A 20,621-nucleotide genomic window follows, 5' to 3' on the forward strand; every position below is an offset into this window, starting at 1 on the left:
TAGGTTTAATTTATCCGAGCCGCGACCATCAGGGAGCGGTATCTTATAAACCTTCAAATTGTTCCGCTCCCTGACGGTCGCGGCTCGGATAAATAAATATTTTTTGAACAAATATTGAACTTTATTGCAAACCCAGTGTCTAAGTATATGAGTATTCCCCCCCGAATACTCTGCCCCGCTTTCCCCTCTTTATGCGGGGTGGTGTCTGTATTTATCCAATTCAGACACATAATTTTCCCCGGTACTTTAACCGGGGTTTTTTTTATATTAGACTTTTAATCACTTTTTATTGAACTATGATTCATCACAATTTTTAGGTCAGTCCTCTAAAATAGGACTACAATGAGGCTATACCACTATTGAGAATACAGCTATGAATAAACTGATCACTCTTGCTGCAGGCATAGTATTGTTTTTGGCAGCACATACAGGAATCGCAGCACCGGATAGAACTCAATTGGCTGTCTGGGCTAATGAAGCCATTATTGCAACGTATACTTTTGATTATAAGAACTACCTGCAACAACAAAAGGAAATTGCCAAGTATTTTACTTCTGATGGCTGGATAGCCTATACCAAAGCATTGAATGAATCCAAATTACCGGAGGCGGTGCAAAAAAATTCATATGAAGTAACAGCAGTAGCAACACAACCACCTGTATTGACAACCCTGGATCCTACTCACTGGCAGGCGACCATGACCGTGCTAGTCGTTTATAAAAATCCACAATATCAACAGCAGCAAAATTTAAAAGTCGTATTAAGTTTCATCCAGGCACCCGCAGGGCAGGGAGTAAGAGGTTTTGCTGTTACCAGTTTGCAAGCCAGGGTTACAGAACCTCCATGTGAATGCAAAATCCCGGAAAACGAGAATTCTACCCAAAAATCCGATAAACAATGAAGCCAATATGAAAAATGATTAAGGAGCTGATAAAAATCAGGATAAAATTTAATTTGACCGGAATAGTAACATCTAAAGCCGACTGTTCCGGATCATTAGGATTATAATAGACATCAATTTCAGAGTTTTCTTTAAAAGCCACCGCGGCTTTATAGGCAATCAGACGGGAATATTTGGAATGTGGATTGTTATGTGAGGTATCTAAAAAAAGATACTCGCCAATCAATTCCTTATCTTGGACCTGGTAGATGTATTCAATTTTAGGCCAAAGGCTATGACCAACCTTGGTCCAGTCACAACGGGTAATGTGGCCTTTAACTTTTAACCAGGATTTTGATTTTACCAGAACTAATCTGCTACACCAGAAATGCCTGAAAAGTAATAAAAGAAAACTCAACCAACCTAAATCCAGCACCCATCTCCCAGAGTGAAGCCAATTCATTATAAAAATCCCTTAAATTTAAAGTATATAGCTATTTCTTCTAATTATGCGAAAAATCAAAAGCTAAATCTCGCAAAATTAATCGCAACGAGTATAATCACAAGCATCAAGGTGATAAATAAAGGATATGCAATGATTGCTAAAACCCCTCTTCATGCCACTCACCTGGCAAGTGGCGCAAAAATGGTTGATTTTCATGGTTGGGAAATGCCCCTGCACTACGGTTCACAACTCAACGAACATCATTTTGTCCGCAACGATGCGGGTATTTTTGACGTCTCGCATATGACCATAGTTGATATTCTTGGAGCTGGTGGCCGTCAATTTTTGCGCAAATTACTGACCAACGATGTCGATCAATTACAGCATAATGGCAAAGCATTATACAGCTGTATGTGCAATGAACATGGCGGAATTATTGATGATTTAATCGTTTATCAACGCGCATCAGACAATTATCGAGTAGTACTCAACTCCGCAACAAGACAAAATGACATCAACTGGATTCGACAGAAAAGTGAGGGATTTGCCGTTGGTTTACAAGAACGACGCGAATTGGCCATGATTGCGGTACAAGGCCCTAATGCCATAGCTAAAACCTTGACTATTCTTAGCCCTGCTCAAATCGATGCGGTTTCAACCCTGACGAACTTTGAATGTGTGGATGTAGATAACTGGTTTTTTGCACGCACAGGGTACACAGGAGAAGACGGATTTGAAATCATCGTTCCCAAGGAGCTTATAATTCAACTATGGGAAGATTTAATAAAAGCCGGTGTAAAACCCTGTGGCCTTGCCTCCAGAGATACTCTGCGACTGGAAGCCGGAATGATGCTTTATGGTCAAGATATGGATGAGACAACGACTCCTCTTGAATCAGGACTTGCCTGGACCGTCAAATGGGAACCACAAGATCGCGGCTTTATTGGTATGGGCGCCTTATTTTCCCAGAGACAACAAGGTGTTAAACGAAAAATGGTAGGTCTCACTTTATTGGACAAAGGCATTATGCGTCATGGCCAAAAAGTGATTATTGAAGGCTGTACTGATGGGGTAATTACCAGTGGCACTTATTCTCCGACATTGGAACACTCGATTGCTCTGGCACGTGTTCCAGTAGAAACCGGCGACAGTGTTATGGTAGACATACGGGGTAAACTGGTTCCTGCAAAAGTAGGAAAACCACGTTTTGTTAAACAAGGAAAGGCCATATAACTCAATTCCATTTAAATAAAAGCTCTATACATAAGGATAAAATAATGAATGATTTAAAATTCACAGCAACACATGAATGGTTAAAATCAGGTCAAGACGAAGTTACTGTAGGAATTACCGATCATGCTCAAGAATTACTCGGAGATATGGTGTTTGTTGAAATGCCTGAAATCGGTGATGAAGTCATTGCGGGACAGGAGTTAGGTGTTGTTGAATCAGTAAAAGCCGCTTCTGATTTTTATGCGCCAATCAGTGGTGTTGTAACCGCAGTCAATGACGCGGTGGTTGAGAATCCAGCCATTGTTAACACGGATCCTTATATCGCTGGATGGCTGGTTAAGCTCAAACCCAGTAATCCAAACGAAATTAATGAATTATTGAGCGCTGATCAATATCAAAACGAGATAGCTGAGGAAAATTAATCATGCCTTACATTCCACACACTCCTGAAGATACCAAAGAAATGTTGGCGTCAATTGGCGTCAACGAAATCCAGGCCTTATTTGATGAAATTCCTTCATCATTGCAATATGCCGGATTTCAAAACATGCCTTCCGGCATCAACGAAATGGATATGCTGAAAGAAGCTCAGCATTTAGCAAATAAAAACCGAAATGGTATCTGTTTTATTGGCGCAGGATGTTATGAGCATCACATCCCTGCTGCGGTGTGGGATATTGCTTCTCGTGGTGAATTTTTAACGGCATACACCCCTTATCAAGCTGAGGCCAGTCAAGGAACTTTGCAATTATTGTATGAATACCAAACGATGATCTGCGAATTAACCGGCATGGAAGTGTCTAACGCCTCCATGTATGACGGCGCCACTGCTCTGGCTGAAGCCGTACTTATGGCGGTCAGGGTCAACAAGCACAGCAAAACAAATAGAGTATTAATTGCAGGCACTGTACATCCTTATTATCGTGAAACCATAGAAACGGTTGTACGCAATCAACATATTGAAGTTGTGACTCTGCCATTTGATGAGCAGCAGGGAATCACTGCCTTGTCAGCTCTGGAGCAATACTCTGGCGAAGACATTACGGCTCTGGTTATTGCTCAACCTAATTTCTTTGGTTGTCTGGAGCAGGTAGACAAACTCACCGACTGGGCCCATCACAATAAAACCATTAGCGTAGCCTGTGTCAATCCCGTTTCACTGGCCTTGCTGAACCCTCCTGGTCAATGGGGAGCACATGGTGTTGATATCGTTTGTGGCGAAGGACAACCATTAGGATCACCTATGGCATCTGGCGGCCCATATTTTGGTTTTTTAAGTACCCGAATGGCACATGTGCGGCAAATGCCTGGGCGATTAATTGGTCGCACGGTTGATAAAGAGGGTAAAGATGGTTTTAGCCTAACCTTACAAGCACGTGAACAACACATACGCCGAGCCAAAGCCACTTCAAATATTTGCACGAATCAAGGCTTGCTAGTAACCGCTGCTACGATTCACATGAGTTTACTTGGTGCTGAGGGACTAAGACAGGTTGCCAGTCAATGCCATCAGAACACACATGAATTAGTTGAGGCACTGACACAAATTGATGGCGTCGAACAGGTTTTTAAGGCTCCTTATTTCCATGAGGCGTTGCTCAAACTCAATCAGCCCGTTGAAGACGTGTTAAAACAATTAGCTGACGCGGGTATTGCAGGAGGATATGCGCCCGGAACTCATTATTCCCAATTAAACAATACTCTACTGGTTTGCGCCACTGAAATGCGTACGCAGGAAGATATTGCGACTTATGCCCGGGCATTAAAAACCATTATGACCAGACGAGGTGCCTGATGTTTCTAGTGCAATTAACGTATCTGACTCCTCTTAGTGAAGTAGATAAATATCTGCGGGCACATAGAGAATTTCTTGATTACCATTACAAACAAGGTCTTTTACTGTTTTCAGGCCCTATGAAGCCAAGAACAGGGGGCATTATCATCGCCAACACCAATGATAGGGAATACCTTGAGTCAGTATTTCAAAAAGATCCTTATTTTCTGGCTGAAATCGCTGAGTACCAATTTATTGAGTTCACTCCCATGATGTATCGAGACGAGTTCAAAGAACTTATTCAAAAAACGGAAGGCAAAATATGATGATTTTTGAATTATCCAAACACGGTCGACAATCTACCGCCCAGGCACCTAAAATTGCACACAGCACGTATGCGATCCCGGCTGAGTTTCAACGTAAAACTCCACCCAAAATGCCTGCTTGCTCTGAATTACAGGTAGTGAGACATTATACACGCCTGTCTCATAAAAATTTTTCAATTGATACCAATTTTTATCCGCTGGGTTCCTGTACCATGAAATACAACCCTCGCGGCGTTCATAAAGCGGCTTCTATTCCTGGTTTTGCCAACCGACATCCATTAGCTCTGGAACGAGACAGTCAAGGCTTCCTGGAGTCCTTGTACCGCTTACAGAATAATATTGCTGAAATTACCGGTATGGCGGGAGTGTCTCTGACTCCAATGGCAGGTTCGCAAGGTGAATTTGCGGGTGTAGCCATGATCAAGGCATACCATCAATCTCGAGGCGATACAGCACGTGATGAAATGCTGATTCCAGATGCTGCGCACGGAACGAATCCAGCATCTGCGGTCATGTGCGGTTTTAAAGTGATAGAAATTACTACTGGCGCTGACGGTGATATCGATCTGGACGAGCTGAAAAGTAAAGTAGGTCCAAGAACTGCAGGAATTATGCTAACCAATCCCTCAACTCTGGGATTATTTATGCGTCAGATTAAGGAAATCGCTACTCTTGTGCATCAAGCAGGTGGTTTACTGTATTACGATGGTGCCAACCTTAATGCCATTCTGGGTAAAGTAAGGCCTGGCGATATGGGTTTTGATGTCATGCACCTTAATTTACATAAAACGTTTGCAACGCCTCATGGAGGTGGTGGCCCGGGAGCAGGTCCAGTCGCAGTCAGCAAAAGACTGGTTCCATTTATGCCTCTTCCCGTTGTGAAAAAGACAGGCACAGAGTACCAATGGGCCACAAGACAGGATTTCCCACAAAGCATTGGTCGTTTATCCTGCTTTATGGGCAATGCCAGTATTCTCCTGCGAGCTTACTTCTATATGGTTGTATTAGGAAAAGAAGGCTTATTGCGAGTTTCTGAATACGCCACGCTTAATGCCAATTATTTACTCAAAAAATTAACAACTGCAGGCTTTACTCCTGCTTATCCAGGTAGAAGAGCGTCTCATGAATTTATTCTGACCTTAAATCCGGAGAAAAAAAGCTTCGGAATTTCTGCGATGGATTTGGCAAAAAGACTCTTGGATTACCGTTTTCATGCCCCCACCACCTATTTTCCTCTGCTGGTTCCAGAATGTCTTCTAATCGAGCCAACTGAAACTGAGAGTAAAGAAGAGTTAGATGGTTTCATTCACGCAATGAAAGCCATCAGGGAAGAAGCGGCCAATAATCCCAATCTGCTCAAAGATGCGCCTCATACCTTACCCGTGAAACGGCTTGATGATGTGAAAGCGGCTCGAGAATTGGACTTGAATTATTTTGCCAAGAACAAATCCGATTCAAATAAAGATTAATCCTGAATCCCGGGTACCAGCTTTGTGTGTACCCGGGTAGCTCCTGACGTCTGTAATAACTCATCGAGTCGCCCTATCTGAATGCTTCTATCGGACAAGGCACACTGCTGGATTGACTAAAGAGATCATTCAGTCTGGTTTATGCAGCAGATGGGGACATATTCATTTCATCAATTATGTGCGACAGATCATTTAGCTTATTGGCTGAATCTGTATTTACCTTAAAGAAAAAAGCATTACCTTTTGAACAACTGTAATTAATAACAAATGCTAACCCCAAAGTTACGATTCCTATTGCCAGATTGACAAAAATTTCTTTCCATCCACGATGCGTTTCTAAATGGGGCTTGGCTGAATTAATCTCTTTTGTACATTCATCCTTGAACTGCTGATAATCTTGCCCGGTCTTTGAGGAAGATTGATACAGATCAAATGCAGCTTTTAATTGGGTATAAAGGTTTTCAGCGATAAGTGCTTTCTCAGGACATAGTTCTTCCCTAAGCAGGTTACTTTTATTGCTTATTTGAAGCAAAAGCTCCTGAAACGTGTTGTTATGGATTTGCGATAATCTGATCCGCTGTACTTCTGCTGCCTGGTTTAATTTTCTTAATTTATCTTCTACCAAACGTTTAAACTCATTAACTATTATTTGATCCAGTTTAACAAAGTCACTCTCTATATTTTTAAAAGCTGCATTCTGTTGATCGAGATTCTGTACTTCTTGCTTTAAATAATGATTAATCTCTTCATAAGTTGTACATTGAGTAAATTTAAGGCCATATTGTTGTACTGAATGAATAATACTTCTAACTTTAGCAGGTGCTTGAGACAACTTTTGTTGTACCATTAACCTGACCTTTATTTCACTATGTGACATATACTTTTTAGGATCCTGTAGCATTGTCTCAAATTCTGCTTGTACCGCAGCACTTTCCTTTTTAGACAAGCCAGACCCTTTAACTTTTATATTCCGAGCTATATCAGCAATCAGCACCATATTAAAAACCGCTTCGAAGGCACATATAGGAATATTCAACTCGTCAACTGAATGAGACTTAAAAAACTTCTCAAGCTCCAGATCAAAAAATGGATACACATCATATTGACCCAATAGTCTATTAGTATCAAATCGCGCAGATACAAAAGAATTAAAGCCAAAACTGTCTTTAGGTCCACGTTTAATCGTGTTAGGTGGAACACTGTTAGATAGTAAATAGTCTTCTATTTTTTGTGATAAGCGAATCATATCCGCAGCTGAAGAATATTTATCAAAATAAAGCGTGAGTTGATCGGTATCAAAAAAACGATCATGAGCACGATTGGAAGGATCAATTATTTTAAAACTAAAGCTTAGGTTATTGTCAGGTGACTCCGATTCTTGAATCAATAAATGGATTAACCCCAGGATAATTGCTTCATCCATTTCAGCAATTTTATTAAGATTCAAGTGTAATTTTAATGCACCTTGTGGGTTCCAGTTGCGCTCACCATAGAATCCATTCGCCCACAATTTCTTGTTCATTAATTCAATCAGTTCTTTTTGTATTCTTAGATTTTTATGGTAATCAGTAAAAATACCCGGTTTATCCAGTTCCGGTTTATAGTGTTTTTTTAATTCGATTATTTTGCTGTTTGAGGACTCAATTGTATAAAAAACAGTACCCAACATAGGAGAGCATGTTACATTATCGTGAAGAGCATTAACTCTTTTCATTAATTCTTCACCAGAAAATTCTTTAAATTTCATAGAGTTATTATTCCTATTTAGATACTACTCACAACAATTTGGATCATTTTAGTTCAAGATGTCCTTTTTGTAAATAAATGGGAGGGATATCTAACAAAAGACGATAACCGTAACACGTCTGAATCATCGAGTGATTGTAATATCACCATGTTGATGTACAATGACTCAAAATTTGAACTTGAGATGAATACAATGTTCCTAAAAGCATTTATTTTTGGCGCGGAAGGCGTAGGTAAAACAGAATTATGTAAAAAACTGACTAATCCTCAATATACCAATAAGCCAGATCAAAAATACAGTCGTTCGATTGGTCCAGATTTTAATACAATTGAGATTCCTAATATTGAAGGAATTAAAAAAGTTCAGCTTAACTTATGGGAAACATCAGGAAATCCGAAATTCAAAAACACCTCCCCATTTTTTCTCGCAGGCTCGGATTTTGGTCTTTTTTGTATTGATTTATCCAAACCTGTTGATCAACAAATAATCGATGAACTCAATGATGACCTGGCTATGTTCCGGGAAGCCAATCCTGCTGCACTGTTACTTTTAGTAGGAACCAAAAGCGATGAAGCGTTACCCAATGCGCTTGAAAATGCAAAACAACAGTTTAAACAAATTCCCTTTAAATCAGCTGTATCGACCTCTGCAAGGGAGATAGAGGGTACACTAGAACTGTTTAACCTCATTACTTTAGAAACGCCTAAAATAGCGTTACAAAAGCAAGAAGAAGAGTTAAAAAACGCACAAGAGTTAATCAAAAATACTGAACAAAGAATGACTATCCTTTATGCTCGAAATCGATGCATGGAAAACTCTGATTTGTATCGTGCGTTAGATAAATTAAATCATGAAGCCAAAGAGTTATCCCCAGAAACAATCAAAACACTGGGTATTGAAACAAATAGCCTGCTTGATAAACTTGAAGATCCAACCATTGATGATAAAGCCCCCTGTTTTAAAACATTCATCGCTAACTGTAATAGAGCAATTAAAGGGACTCATTACGAACTTAAAAGTACTTTATTAACTTTTGTTTACGCTGCAGCTGTTACGATTATTGCCGCAGTGATCGGCTTCGGAATTGGTTTTGCTTTAGGAGCATGGTCAGGACCCGGCGCGTTTTTTACCGGTTTAGCCGCAGGCAGTGCCAGTGCCGTTTCAGTTGCAGTTGGTTCTTCATTATCCGGCGCAGGAACACTGATTTATTCTGCTCATCATTTTTTTAAAACCACAACGTTATTAAGCTCAATTAATCAAGTTGCAGAACATGCCAATGAAAAAGACCTTAATCAGTTTAATAACAGATATATATTCGACTAAACAATGACCATGACTCGCCAATCAGGACAGGTACGACACCACAGTAGTTCAGCTAAAAACCTCGTCCATTGGGAGCACTGCCATTAAGTAAGGGGTTATTGTGGATTGGCTATTTTCATGGCCTATAGTACCGAAGCGCTGAGGTATCCAGGCATATAATTACTCACCTGATTAACTACAGACCTGTGGGAGCAAAAAACACGTCATTCCCGCGAAGGCGGGAATCCGTTCATCAAATTAGCACCTGATTTTGTCTGTTAAATGGATCCCCGCCTTCGCGAGATGACGTATTTTCACTCAGAGTGAATTAACTAAGGTCCGTAGGATGATTAACTATATGCCAGGATTCCACGGAGCGAAGCGTAATCCAGGGGACTAATGGCGTTTGTAGCCACTTAGATCCTGTATTACGCTTCGCTAATACAGGCTACGCAGAATTAATTTAATGGCAATGGCCATTGGGATTCTAAAGCTCGCTCTGGATCAGTAAAAACAGTTGAAGGCTTCCAAAGAATAAGGCTATAGAATAAACTTGGTTCATTTTCGACTCACTCAGGATAGTACTAATGCGTAATAATTACTGGTTTAGTCCATTATCAGCGTTAAAGGAATCCCTGTTTCATGATACAGACGCAATTAATCCGAGCCATATACTCAGTTTATTTCTTCTGGGATTCTCATTAATTTATATCCTGATCCCCTCTTTTGGATACCAATCCATCTTACCTGACTCCGCACAAAACCTTAGTTGGGGACACACTTGGGCATGGAGCTATAATCGTCATCCACCTCTTGGCACCTGGCTCATTAGCTTCATGAGTATGATATGCATCAACAATGAAGTGGCGACTTTTTGTGCAAGTGTCTTATGCTTATCAACAAGTTTGCTCTTTATTTATTTATTATCAAAACGCTATCTGGGTTCTCATGATGCCTTTGTCGCATGTGTTGTTTCTTCTTTTTGTCTTTATTATCAGACTAATTTCGTCCTTCAATTTAATCAAAACACCATCATGCTCCCTTTTTGGATCATGATATGTTACTTTCTTGATCGCTGTATCCATACAAACCGCTTACAGGACTGGATTTTGTTAGCAACAGTAACTGCAGGAGCAGTACTGGCTAAATACGAGTCCCTGTTAATAATCTTTCTCGCACTGGTCTACCTGCTATGGCATTTTGAGTATAGATTTTTGTTCAAATTGCTGATGGCTATGGGATTAACTTTATTGCTACTCACGCCGCATCTGATTTCTGTAGCAGAACATGGTTTTTTAACCCTGGAGTTTATTCAGGGCAAAGTAAGTGAGGATCCAGGCAATTATACGCAACATCCCCATCTGGCTTATCCCATTAAGGCATTACGAGAGCAACTGGGGCACATAGCACCTGCAATAGCAATACTCATCCTGTTGATTAAAACCAGGCGGATTAATCCAGCAATTCGTGAAACAGACAAAGTTAAATGGAATTATCTAGTCTATCTGGGAATAGCCCCTTTATGTTTGGTTATTCTACTGTCACTTATTTTTGGCTTGAAAATTCAGCCTGAATGGGGCTTTCCACTCTTTTCATTCACCGTGCCAGCACTAATGTCCTATTTTCAATTAAAGAGCAGAACAGCACTTTTAAAACCGCTGCTTTTTATGGCGTTATTAATTCATTCAGGCGGCCTGGGAATCTATATGGCCGCCAACTATTTTTCACTCAAATATGCTCGAACCAATAATCCCAGTTATATGCTGGCTCAGGAAGCCCAGAGCTATTGGAATCAATTTACCAACAAGCCGCTGAACTATGTAGCTGGTGATGAGAATTACGATTATTACCTTGCTGCGTACCTGCCCAACAGACCAAAATTGCTTGAAGCTTATTCGTTTCGACTAAGTCCATGGCTGGATCAAAGGGAACTAAAAAAACAAGGATTTATGATGGTTATTGAAGGGTGCAGTCCAACCAGAAATACACAACTGAAAGAGCGCTATTTAGCTCAGGATTTTAAGTGCGTCGAAGTGCCCTTTAGTAATAAATACCGACAACAATATAAAACGTTGACCTTAATGATAGTGCCGCCAGCACGTTCCAAGGTCTGATTCATTGTTCAGTATCCCTGCACCACAATTCAGTGGTGCACTATTACTTCAAACCTAATTCAACTAATCGCTCATATAAGTAGCGTTTTGCGGTTTTATCTGGCGATAAAAGGACATCCGGATTTGGATGTAAAAATAATGGCATAGATAATCTGGCCACATTACTGTTATGTGGATTCACAACTCTATGTGTGGTTGAACGATAATAATGATTGGTAGCCAAATCCAGCATGTCCCCATTATTAACCACGATGCTTTCTTTAGAACAGGGCACTTCGTGCCAATTACCTTGATTATCCTTTACCTGTAATCCTGAACTGGTTGCTCCAACAAGCAAAGTAATCAAGTTAATATCTTCATGAGCCGCAGCACGTACAGCACCAACAGGTTCATTACCCGATAAAGGAGGATAATGCAATATACGGAGCATGGTCTGTTCACAATGTTCGATCATTGCAGATAAAGGCATGGATAAGGTATTGGCGATCTCTGGAGGTAGTTCCTCTTCCAACCAGGCTAACAAAGTGGAAGCCAATTGGGTCAGCTGCTGGTATAGTTTTCGGGTATTATTACCCATATTCTGAGGATATTGTCCCCATGGATAATACTGATAAAACTCTTTCAAATCCTTTAGTTCAGCTCCTTTCGCTTTCTCAGAAATCGAGGCGGGGAAATATCCATCCTGGGTTTCAACAACAAATTGATATTTATATTTGTTCTCACTGTTAAAAAACGTCATCCATTCCTGATAGATTTCGTTGATTAATTGGATGTCAATTGGGTGATTTTCCAGAACAGCAAACCCGGTATGGTGCAATGAAGAAGCAAATTGGCCTTTGGCATCAGAATGTTCAAAATCTATTTTTAATACATTCATAACATCCCTATTAATTAGGTATCACTGTAATTAAAACTACTATTAAATCATCCTCAAAACAATACAAATTGACAGGTATGTATCCTCATTTTTCTAGGCGCTCATTACTTGGTCATCTTGATATGTTCACGATAACTTGATGAAATATAATTGATTTTAATAATAAAAAGTCTTTGCTATTGAAAAAAAATAAGTTATAACACTCTTACCTGGTTCATGGATTGACGAGGTATTGATGTTGGGTCAGCCAGTCGACAAGGCAGTGCTGGATTAACTATTTTTTCATGGAGTGAGAAAATGAACAGTAAAGTGTTTTCACAACGCTTTAATCGCGAATTGGCTGCACTGGGATTTCCAGAAGAATTAGCTGAAAAGACCAAAGCAGTTGCAAAAGTATTTGGAGTCACCCGTCATTTGGCAAACTCAATGATATTTGGTCATGTACTTCCAGATAGAGAACAGCTTGATAAAATCGCAGAAATCCTGGAAGTGTGCCCACAATGGTTAGGTGGAGCAACCGATAGGAAAAAAGCCTACCCAGGACGTGAGACAGCAGATAGCGTGTAATAATTTTGAAATTATTGTATACTAAAGCCTAATAAATGGCGTTTGCCTCAAATTGATTGTTCAGCAAACGCCTTATCAATTTGCGGATTATCATTACCATGGAATGCTTAAGCTTTTGCGTTGCCAAATCGATTGACTTAGCGCGTTTAGACAACCACTTCAAAAATTTATCTAATGAATACAGTTCAGTTAAAACTCGAGATGTACTCAAACTGAATCCTCGTGATAATAAAGATCACACCGTTTTTATTTTTAAAAACGGTACGGTAGTTTCATGGGGTATCAAACGATATGAAATTAATGACTATCTCAATACCATTAAGCTGCTGATTGATAAGCCTGTCGCTATATTAGTTCACGATGAATTCCATTATCAAATAACCAACAAGACAGCAATCGAGCCCCATGATTTTTTTGATGTGGACTGTTTGACTATGGAGGATGACAGCGATGAACTGAAGCTCAGTTTGTCCTACGGCTTTTCCCAATCGGTGAAATTACAATATTTTGAAACCATCATTGAAGCTCTGATAGAAAAATACAATCCAATGATTCAAAGTTTGTCTCACAAAGGTGAAATGCCTATTAGCCGGAAACAAATCCAGCAGGTTATAGGAGAGATTTTAGGCGCCAAGAGCGAATTGAATTTAATTAGTAATTTTCTCTATCATCCAAAATACTTTTGGCAACATCCGACCCTCGAAGAGCATTTCACCATGCTTGAACGCTATTTACATATTCAAAGAAGGGTTAATGCAATAAATCATAGGTTGGATACGCTCAATGAGATTTTTGATATGTTTAATGGTTATCTGGAAAACCGCCATGGGCATAATCTGGAAATTATCATTATTGTATTAATTGCAATAGAAATAGTCCTCTTGATATCAAACTTCCATTTTTAAGCTGAAATTCTGACGCCATCGTTTTTTATGCACGCTGCAGAATGACTCTCATCAGTCTGTAGCATAATCCGCATCAGTTCAGTTGCAAATCACCCCTGTATTTGTGTAGCATTAACTTTTGCTACCAATCAATCCCCAGATGAATACTCCAAAATCCAATTATCTTGATGGAACTAGCCTTAGAACTGAAATTCTGGCAGGAATGACAACATTTCTCACCATGGTGTACATTGCCTTCGTTAATCCCTCTATTTTACATGACGCAGGTATGGATCAGGGTGCTGTATTTACTGCGACCTGTTTAGTTACTGCCTTTGCCTGCGCACTGACTGGGTTAATTGCCAATACCCCCATTGGCGTTGCCCCGGGCATGGCCTTAAATATTTATTTTTCTTATAGCGTCGTTCAGGGAATGGGGATTGATTGGCAGCACGCTTTGGCCATGGTGTTCATCTCTGGACTGTTGTTTCTTTTAGTGACCTTAACTGGTCTGCGTCGACTGTTAATTGAAGCAATCCCTTACAATTTACAAATTGCGATTTTAATTGGTATTAGCTTGTTAATTGCGTTAATTGCCTTACAAACCAATCAGATTGTCATTGACGATCCTCACAGTTTAATGCGTCTTGGAAATCTCAACAATCCGGAAATCGGCTTGTTTTTCTTAGGATTTTTGTTGATATTAGCTTTTGATTATTATCGCATCCCCGGCGCGATTATAATCGGTATTCTGAGTATCGCTGCTTTGAGCCTGATACTTGGTTTAACTTCCTGGCAAGGCTTGGTTGCCTTACCGCCCTCTATGGAGCCCACCCTTTTAAAACTGGATTTTTCTGGTCTTACCAGTGTAACCGCATTAAAAGCAATCTTTACCTTTTTTCTGATCGCCATATTTGATGCCACAGGAACACTAATAGGACTGCTTAATCCTACCGTATTCAAACAGGAAGAGGATTATCCCAAGCGTTTAAGTTACAGTTTAACCGCGGATGCTGCTGCGTCTTCTTTAGCAGGTCTTCTGGGTTCAGCCAGCACTTCTCCGTATATAGAATCAGCGACCGGAATTGAAGCAGGAGGAAGAACCGGTATCACCGCATTGGTCATAGCGGCGGGATTTATCTTAATGCTCTTCTTTTTTCCTTTAGCCAAAATGATTCCCAGTTTCGCTGTAGGGCCAGCCTTATTGTATGTAGCATGCTGCATGATGAAGCATTTAACTGATATGAAATTACCCGATATCAGTGAAACCGCGCCATGCATGCTAACAATCATGATGATTCCCTTCACCGGTTCGATTGCAAATGGCATTGGAGGAGGAATCATCCTTTATAGTGTACTCAAACTGTTAACCCGGCAAAAACAAAACCCCTTGGTCATCATTTTAAGCCTGATTTTTGTAGTGTTTTTTGTAATTAGTTAAATAATCACTACCTAATAAATCCGGCACACGTTATCCCTGAGATCGAGAAAACGTCAACCGGATTTTTAAATCGTTATACTCATTGTCCTAGATACAAAAGCAGCGCTTTTTGCACGTGCAAACGATTCTCGCTTTGCGCAAATATGATGGAACAGGAATGGTCCGGTAATGAATCTGCAACCTCTTTTCCACGTTCCATGGGCATACAGTGCATAAACACGGCTCCAGAATTTGCCTGAGCCATCAAAGCCTCATTCACTTGAAAACCTGCAAAGCAATGTTCATTATCCTGAGCAACAAAGCCCATACTGGTCCATACATCGGTATAAACCGCATCAGCATGACGAACCGCCTCCTCGGGTGTGGAATAGCAATTAATCATTGACTCAAAAGACGGTGAACATTGTTTCAGTATCTCGTCTTTGGGCTGACGAGTTTCAGGACAACAATAATTAATTTTAACTCCCACCAAAGGAGCCATTAACAATAAACTATGCAGGACATTGTTGCCGTCACCAACATAAGCGATTGTTAACCCTTCCAGGATGCCGAAATGCTCGTGCAGTGATAAGAGATCAGCCAGAGCCTGACATGGATGATACAAAGCCGATAAACCATTGATAACGGGTACTTTGGAATAATTCACCATCTCAGTCAGCACCGTGTCATCATGAGTCCTGACCATGACAAAATCACAATATCCATTCAACACTCGAATCAAGTCACGAGGTTCTTCATGTTTTCGTGAATTACTGATACTTTCAATCGCTGTTCCTCCCATATTTTCCATTGCCAGAGTAAAGCTCAATCGCGTCCTGAACGAAGGTTTTTCAAAAATCATGGCCAAATTTTTGCCCAGCAATGTATTCGAAAATTCAAGAGGATATTTTTTTATCCTGATGGCGTTATCCAATAATAACCGAATATCCTGACCATCTAATTCCATTCCTGTTACGACATGTTTTATTTGAACTGAATCCTTTTGTTGCGGATTCAATGGTTTTATTGGTTTTAAGGAGAAACCGATAACATCCGAATTGAGCTCTTCCAGAGTACACTGATTCTCCAAAGCCGCAGCGACCATTTGCCCCACCTGATGATGAGCATCTCGAAACGGAATACCCTGCATAATCAATGCTTCCAGCACAGCGGTGGCATTGAGAAAACCACTATTCGCCTTATTTTCCATCAACTCAGTATTAAAGTGCAGGCTTTCCAAAAATGGGGGCAGAATAGTAAGACATGATACTAAGGTATTTACGGTATCAAATAGCCCTTCTTTGTCTTCTTGCAAGTCTTTGTTATAAGCAAGAGGCAATCCTTTTAATACGGTTACTATACCGAGTAAATGTCCAAAGACCCTGCCAGATTTACCCCTGATCAACTCAAGAATATCCGGATTCTTCTTATTTGGCATCAAGGATGAACCGGTTGCAAAAGCGTCATCAAGAGTAATAAAACCAAACTCCTGAGTAGCCCAGAGAATTAAATCTTCAGCCAATCGAGAAAGATGTACCATCAAAATTGAAGCGGCACTGCAAAATTCCATTATAAAATCGCGGTCGCTCACAGCATCCAGAGTGTTGTTGATAATGCCGCTGAATCCCAAGGTTTGGGCAACCCAATTTCTATCCAGAGGCAAATTGCTGCCTGCCAATGCACCTGCGCCTAATGGAGAGAAATTCATTCGATTTCTCATGTCTTCAAATCGGCTTATATCTCGTACCAGCATGGACAGATACGCATCAAAAACCCATCCCAAATAAATAGGCTGAGCCTGTTGCAAATGAGTATATCCTGGCATACGGTCATCAGCATGTTTCATGGCCAGTTTTTGGAGTACATCCCTGACGCTGTGCAACAAACCAATTATTTTAGAGGCCGCATCTCGAGTATAGAGTCTTAAATCAAGAGCGACCTGATCATTTCGACTTCGGCCAGTATGCAATTTCTTACCTGTTTCACCAATCTTCTCTATCAACAGGTGTTCTATAAACATATGAATGTCTTCATACTCATCATTCAGAACGTGCTCGCCTTTGTTCAACTCACCTTTGATCTCTTCCAAAGCGACACAAATCGCCTGAGCCTCTTCTAATTGAATAATTCCCTGACGCGCAAGCATTTTGGCATGAGTCTGACTGCCCAGAATGTCATAAGAATAAAGAACATGATCAAAAGCTAATGAAGCATTGAACGTTTTGGCTAATGGATCCAGGCTTTTTTTAAATCGACCGCCCCAGGTTTTATTGCTCATACTGCTCTCCTTTATGAACCTTGCCATAGACTTGTGCTGATAGGGAAAATAAATTAATAAAACCTTCTGCATCCTGTTGGTTATATACCGTATCTTCTTCAAATGTTGCGAGAGCTGGCTGATGAAGACTATAGGGTGAATGCATACCACAAGGAATCATATTGCCTTTAAACAACTTGAGTTTTACCGTACCTGTAATATGTTGCTGCGTTACCACTATTAATGCGTCCAGCGCTTTTTTCGCGTGGCTGAACCAACGCCCTTCATAAACCAGATTGGCATAGGTCCCCTGCAAAGATTGCTTCAGGCTAAGAGTCGCTCTATCCAGACAAAGGCTTTCCAGCATCTGATGCGCCTTATAGAGAACCGCTGCCGCCGGTGCCTCATAAACCCCCCTGATCTTCATGCCAACCAATCGATTTTCTACAATATCAGCAACACCTATCCCATGTGCACCGGCCTTTTGATTGAGCAAGTGAAGCAAATCAACTGGGTGCATCGGAGTATTATTTAAAGATACCGGCTCACCCTGTTTAAACTCTATCGTGATGAATTCAGGTTCATCAGGCGTCTGTTCTATTGGAGTAGTCATCAAGAGCAAATCATCGGGTTGTTCCTGAGCAGGATCTTCCAAGACACCACCCTCATGAGAGATATACCAAATATTATGATCTCTGGAATAGGGCGATTTTGGGGTGACAGGAACCTCAATACCATGCAAATTGGCATAATCTATCGCTTGTTGCCTTGATTTAATTTCCCAGGAACGCCAGGGAGCAATAATGTGCATGTCTGGTGCCAGAGCTTTAATCGTGTATTCAAATCGCACCTGATCATTTCCCTTACCTGTAGCGCCATGAGCAATAGCATCAGCCTCTTCTAACGTAGCAATTTCTACCAGTTTTTGTGCGATTAATGGCCTGGACACAGTACCCAGGATGTATTGATCCTCATACAACGCTCCTGATTTAACCAAAGGCCATAAATAATCGGTAACAAACTCGTTCTGAACATCAATAACATAAACAGTTATCGCGCCACTGTTCAGAGCTTTTTGTTTAATCGCTACCAGATCTTCGCTCTGACCCAAATCACAAATCACCGCAACAATTTCCGCCAGAGGATAGTGCTCCTTAAGCCAGGGAATCATTACCGAGGTATCAAGCCCGCCAGAATAGGCTAAAACGATCTTTTTAATTGCTTGCTTCATAATCAACTCCTGCTAATGTTTGTTTTACATAATGGATAGGATGTTCCAGTTCTCCAGGCTTAATGTCTGCGATAAGCCGCCCGTTTTTAAGCACCACAAGCCGGTCAGTAACCTGTGTCAGAAAAGCTAAGTCATGTGAGGCAATGATCATGGTGACCCCCATAGTGTTCACTTTTTTCAAAAGCATGATGACCTCCTCTATCATGATCGAATCCAGACCAGATGTAGGCTCATCGCAAAGCAGTACGGCGGGCTGCATCATTAAACTTCGTGCCAGAGCCACACGTTGTTTTTGTCCGCCAGATAACTGAAATGGGTACTCTCCAGCCTTATCTGCAATACCGAGAGTTTCCAAAAGAGTCATGGCATGTGCTTGATGGTTCTGTGTTTTATTGTGCAGGCCTGGGGCATAAGTCAGATTTTTAAGTACCGTCATATGAGGAAATAACTGAAAATCCTGAAACATGAATCCACTGCTTCCTTCTACGTGAATTGCTCCTGAATCTAAATGTTCCAGTTTTTGGATGCATCTTAATAAAGTTGATTTTCCACTGCCTGAAGGACCAGACAGACCCAGAATAGTGTGTTTCTCAACCTGCAGATTGATATTATTCAAAACCGGACTGAAACCAAATTGTTTGCAAGCATTAGCAATTGTTAACATGCGATCCTCCTTTGGCGATTCGTTTACCCAGAAATTCAATCAATAAAACCAGGGCGTAGTAATAACAACCCGCAATACAAAGAGGTAAAAAATAAGTAAAATGCTCTGAAGCCGCTGATTGCGCTTTACGCATCAAATCCATACCGCCTATAGTAGAAATCAATGCCGTTTCCTTGGTTAAGGCTATGGTTTCATTAATCAGCGCTGGCAGAATATTGTTTATTACCTGAGGTAATATAATGTCTTTCCATAAGTAAAAATTAGATACGTTCAAGGTTGCCGCGGCTTCAAACTGCCCTTTTGGTAAATGCTCAATACCTGCCCTTAAAATTTCGGCAATATAGGCCGAACTGTTCAAACCGAAGGTCAGAATGCCTGCAGCTAAAATATCGGGTCGGAACCCGGTAAGACCCGGGATGGAAAAATACACAAAGCTCAATTGCAATATAACGGGCGTTCCTCTGATAACAGAAATAAACTGGGTGATTAATCCTTTGCCTATACCGTTGTATCGTAATATGGCCAGCACGGTTCCAAGCACTAAACCGGTAAGCAGTCCTCCTGCCAGAAGCTTCAAAGTCAGAACCATGCCGGAGTCAATATACAGGATGTATTCACTTATTTGTTCCATGCGTCATTCTCCAACCATTTAGTTTTTAATTTTTGAATTTCTCCTTTTGCCTCCAGATTTTTTAACGCCTGGTTCACTTCCGGTGTTAACAATGAGTTCTTGGGTAGCGCCAAGGCGTATCCATCCTCAGATTGTGCAATCAATACATAAGCCAATCCTGGATTGTTCTTACTGAAAATGGGGGCTTGCGCGCCATCCATAATCACCACATCAACATGCCCGGCCTTAAGCGCTTCTACAGCCTGATTATTATTATCCATAAGGACAAGCTCTGCGCTTGGTACCTGCTTTTTCGCCCAGATTTCCATTGTGGTTCCCAACTGACACGCTATTTTCTTATCATGCAGTACAGATAGCGAATTCATTGATTGCCCAGTCTTAAATACTGCAGCCATGCCTTCAAAATAATAAGGTGTACTAAAATCCAGATTCTTTTTTCGTTCTTTAGTAATGGTGATGGTTGAGATAGCAAAATCGGCTTGCCCTGACAAAACAGCCGGTAAAATACTGCTGAATTGCATGTCATGAAACACCGCCTTTTTTCCTAACTCTTTGGCGACCAAGCGAGCCAGATCAATATCAAAACCTTTGATTTCACCTTGATCAGAGTATTCAAATGGTGGATATTCTGCTGAAGTAGCAACATTTAGGACCTGAGTCTCATTTTCCCCGTCACACCCAGTAACAATAAGGGTAAAGCATATTAAAACAGCGTAAAGTAATTTATTCATAATGCATTTATATCCAATTTATATCCATTTATTCACTATATGGATCCTGGATTGCCTTGTCAAGGCTTA

Annotated in this window: 19 protein-coding genes and 1 pseudogene; 11 read left to right on the forward strand and 9 right to left on the reverse strand. The window is 40.7% G+C overall.

Features of this window, described 5'->3' with window-relative positions; translation table 11 throughout:
• Positions 1–373: 373 nt before the first annotated feature.
• Complete coding sequence (locus IZU94_RS15990) at positions 374–901, forward strand: DotI/IcmL family type IV secretion protein (protein WP_203112941.1); 528 nt, start codon at positions 374–376, stop codon at positions 899–901.
• On the opposite strand, the gene IZU94_RS15995 is transcribed toward IZU94_RS15990, so the two are convergent.
• A complete protein-coding gene (locus tag IZU94_RS15995) occupies positions 876–1,343 on the reverse strand; it encodes a DUF3592 domain-containing protein (protein ID WP_203112943.1) in 468 nt (155 codons plus the stop codon). The genes IZU94_RS15990 and IZU94_RS15995 overlap by 26 nt on opposite strands.
• Before the next feature lie 132 nt (positions 1,344–1,475).
• Between IZU94_RS15995 and gcvT the strand changes: the two genes are divergently transcribed.
• The 5 genes from gcvT to gcvPB are packed head-to-tail and all read left to right on the forward strand — an operon-like array spanning position 1,476 to position 6,127.
• Positions 1,476–2,558 carry a glycine cleavage system aminomethyltransferase GcvT gene (gene gcvT, locus IZU94_RS16000; protein WP_203112945.1) on the forward strand — a complete coding sequence of 361 codons (1,083 nt, stop codon included), beginning with the start codon at positions 1,476–1,478 and terminating at the stop codon, positions 2,556–2,558.
• A 44-nt stretch (positions 2,559–2,602) separates the two neighbouring features.
• Positions 2,603–2,980: a glycine cleavage system protein GcvH gene (gene gcvH, locus IZU94_RS16005; protein WP_203112947.1), complete on the forward strand. Its 378-nt coding sequence runs from the start codon at positions 2,603–2,605 to the stop codon at positions 2,978–2,980.
• Positions 2,981–2,982: 2 nt separating this feature from the next.
• A complete protein-coding gene (gcvPA, locus tag IZU94_RS16010; RefSeq protein ID WP_203112950.1) occupies positions 2,983–4,353 on the forward strand; it encodes an aminomethyl-transferring glycine dehydrogenase subunit GcvPA in 1,371 nt (456 codons plus the stop codon).
• Entirely contained in the window at positions 4,353–4,658 is a 306-nt protein-coding gene (locus IZU94_RS16015) for a YciI family protein (protein WP_203112954.1), read from the forward strand. Before gcvPA ends, IZU94_RS16015 begins: the two co-directional genes overlap by 1 nt.
• A complete protein-coding gene (gene gcvPB, locus IZU94_RS16020; RefSeq protein WP_203112957.1) occupies positions 4,655–6,127 on the forward strand; it encodes an aminomethyl-transferring glycine dehydrogenase subunit GcvPB in 1,473 nt (490 codons plus the stop codon). Before IZU94_RS16015 ends, gcvPB begins: the two co-directional genes overlap by 4 nt.
• 139 nt (positions 6,128–6,266) lie before the next feature.
• On the opposite strand, the gene IZU94_RS16025 is transcribed toward gcvPB, so the two are convergent.
• Positions 6,267–7,874, reverse strand: a complete 1,608-nt coding sequence (locus IZU94_RS16025) for a hypothetical protein (protein WP_203112960.1) — start codon at positions 7,872–7,874, stop codon at positions 6,267–6,269.
• A 183-nt stretch (positions 7,875–8,057) separates the two neighbouring features.
• On the opposite strand from IZU94_RS16025, the gene IZU94_RS16030 reads away from it, so the two are divergent.
• The gene (locus IZU94_RS16030; RefSeq protein ID WP_203112963.1) at positions 8,058–9,197 is read left to right on the forward strand and encodes a Rab family GTPase; all 1,140 of its coding nucleotides are present in this window, start codon (positions 8,058–8,060) and stop codon (positions 9,195–9,197) included.
• 566 nt (positions 9,198–9,763) lie between these two features.
• Positions 9,764–11,290 (forward strand): glycosyltransferase family 39 protein, encoded by a 1,527-nt coding sequence (locus IZU94_RS16035; RefSeq protein ID WP_203112966.1) that lies wholly within the window; start codon positions 9,764–9,766, stop codon positions 11,288–11,290.
• A 43-nt stretch (positions 11,291–11,333) separates the two neighbouring features.
• On the opposite strand, the gene IZU94_RS16040 is transcribed toward IZU94_RS16035, so the two are convergent.
• Positions 11,334–12,167 carry an isopenicillin N synthase family dioxygenase gene (locus IZU94_RS16040; protein WP_203112969.1) on the reverse strand — a complete coding sequence of 278 codons (834 nt, stop codon included), beginning with the start codon at positions 12,165–12,167 and terminating at the stop codon, positions 11,334–11,336.
• Positions 12,168–12,464: 297 nt separating this feature from the next.
• On the opposite strand from IZU94_RS16040, the gene IZU94_RS16045 reads away from it, so the two are divergent.
• The 3 genes from IZU94_RS16045 to IZU94_RS16055 all read left to right on the forward strand — a co-directional run bounded on the left by IZU94_RS16045 (position 12,465) and on the right by IZU94_RS16055 (position 15,059).
• Positions 12,465–12,734, forward strand: coding sequence for a hypothetical protein (locus IZU94_RS16045; RefSeq protein WP_203112972.1), 270 nt, complete (start codon positions 12,465–12,467; stop codon positions 12,732–12,734).
• 98 nt (positions 12,735–12,832) lie between these two features.
• A complete protein-coding gene (locus IZU94_RS16050) occupies positions 12,833–13,639 on the forward strand; it encodes an RMD1 family protein (RefSeq protein WP_203112975.1) in 807 nt (268 codons plus the stop codon).
• A gap of 139 nt (positions 13,640–13,778) precedes the next feature.
• Positions 13,779–15,059: an NCS2 family permease gene (locus IZU94_RS16055; RefSeq protein WP_203112977.1), complete on the forward strand. Its 1,281-nt coding sequence runs from the start codon at positions 13,779–13,781 to the stop codon at positions 15,057–15,059.
• A gap of 79 nt (positions 15,060–15,138) precedes the next feature.
• Here IZU94_RS16055 and argF read toward each other — a convergent pair whose 3' ends face one another.
• The 6 genes and pseudogenes from argF to IZU94_RS16080 form a co-directional block, all read right to left on the reverse strand.
• Entirely contained in the window at positions 15,139–16,056 is a 918-nt protein-coding gene (gene argF, locus IZU94_RS18475) for an ornithine carbamoyltransferase (RefSeq protein ID WP_369411327.1), read from the reverse strand.
• A gap of 39 nt (positions 16,057–16,095) precedes the next feature.
• Positions 16,096–17,316, reverse strand: a pseudogene (gene argH / locus IZU94_RS18480) (argininosuccinate lyase); the annotation flags it as partial.
• Entirely contained in the window at positions 17,306–18,526 is a 1,221-nt protein-coding gene (locus IZU94_RS16065; protein ID WP_203112979.1) for an argininosuccinate synthase, read from the reverse strand. The pseudogene argH and the gene IZU94_RS16065, both read right to left, overlap by 11 nt.
• A complete protein-coding gene (locus IZU94_RS16070; protein ID WP_203112981.1) occupies positions 18,510–19,190 on the reverse strand; it encodes an amino acid ABC transporter ATP-binding protein in 681 nt (226 codons plus the stop codon). Before IZU94_RS16070 ends, IZU94_RS16065 begins: the two co-directional genes overlap by 17 nt.
• Positions 19,174–19,821 (reverse strand): amino acid ABC transporter permease, encoded by a 648-nt coding sequence (locus IZU94_RS16075; protein ID WP_203112983.1) that lies wholly within the window; start codon positions 19,819–19,821, stop codon positions 19,174–19,176. Before IZU94_RS16075 ends, IZU94_RS16070 begins: the two co-directional genes overlap by 17 nt.
• Positions 19,809–20,552: an ABC transporter substrate-binding protein gene (locus IZU94_RS16080; protein WP_203112984.1), complete on the reverse strand. Its 744-nt coding sequence runs from the start codon at positions 20,550–20,552 to the stop codon at positions 19,809–19,811. The genes IZU94_RS16075 and IZU94_RS16080 overlap by 13 nt, the downstream gene beginning before the upstream one ends.
• Positions 20,553–20,621: the final 69 nt, after the last annotated feature.

This window comes from Legionella bononiensis (assembly GCF_016786215.1).
GTDB classification, from domain to species: domain Bacteria; phylum Pseudomonadota; class Gammaproteobacteria; order Legionellales; family Legionellaceae; genus Legionella; species Legionella bononiensis.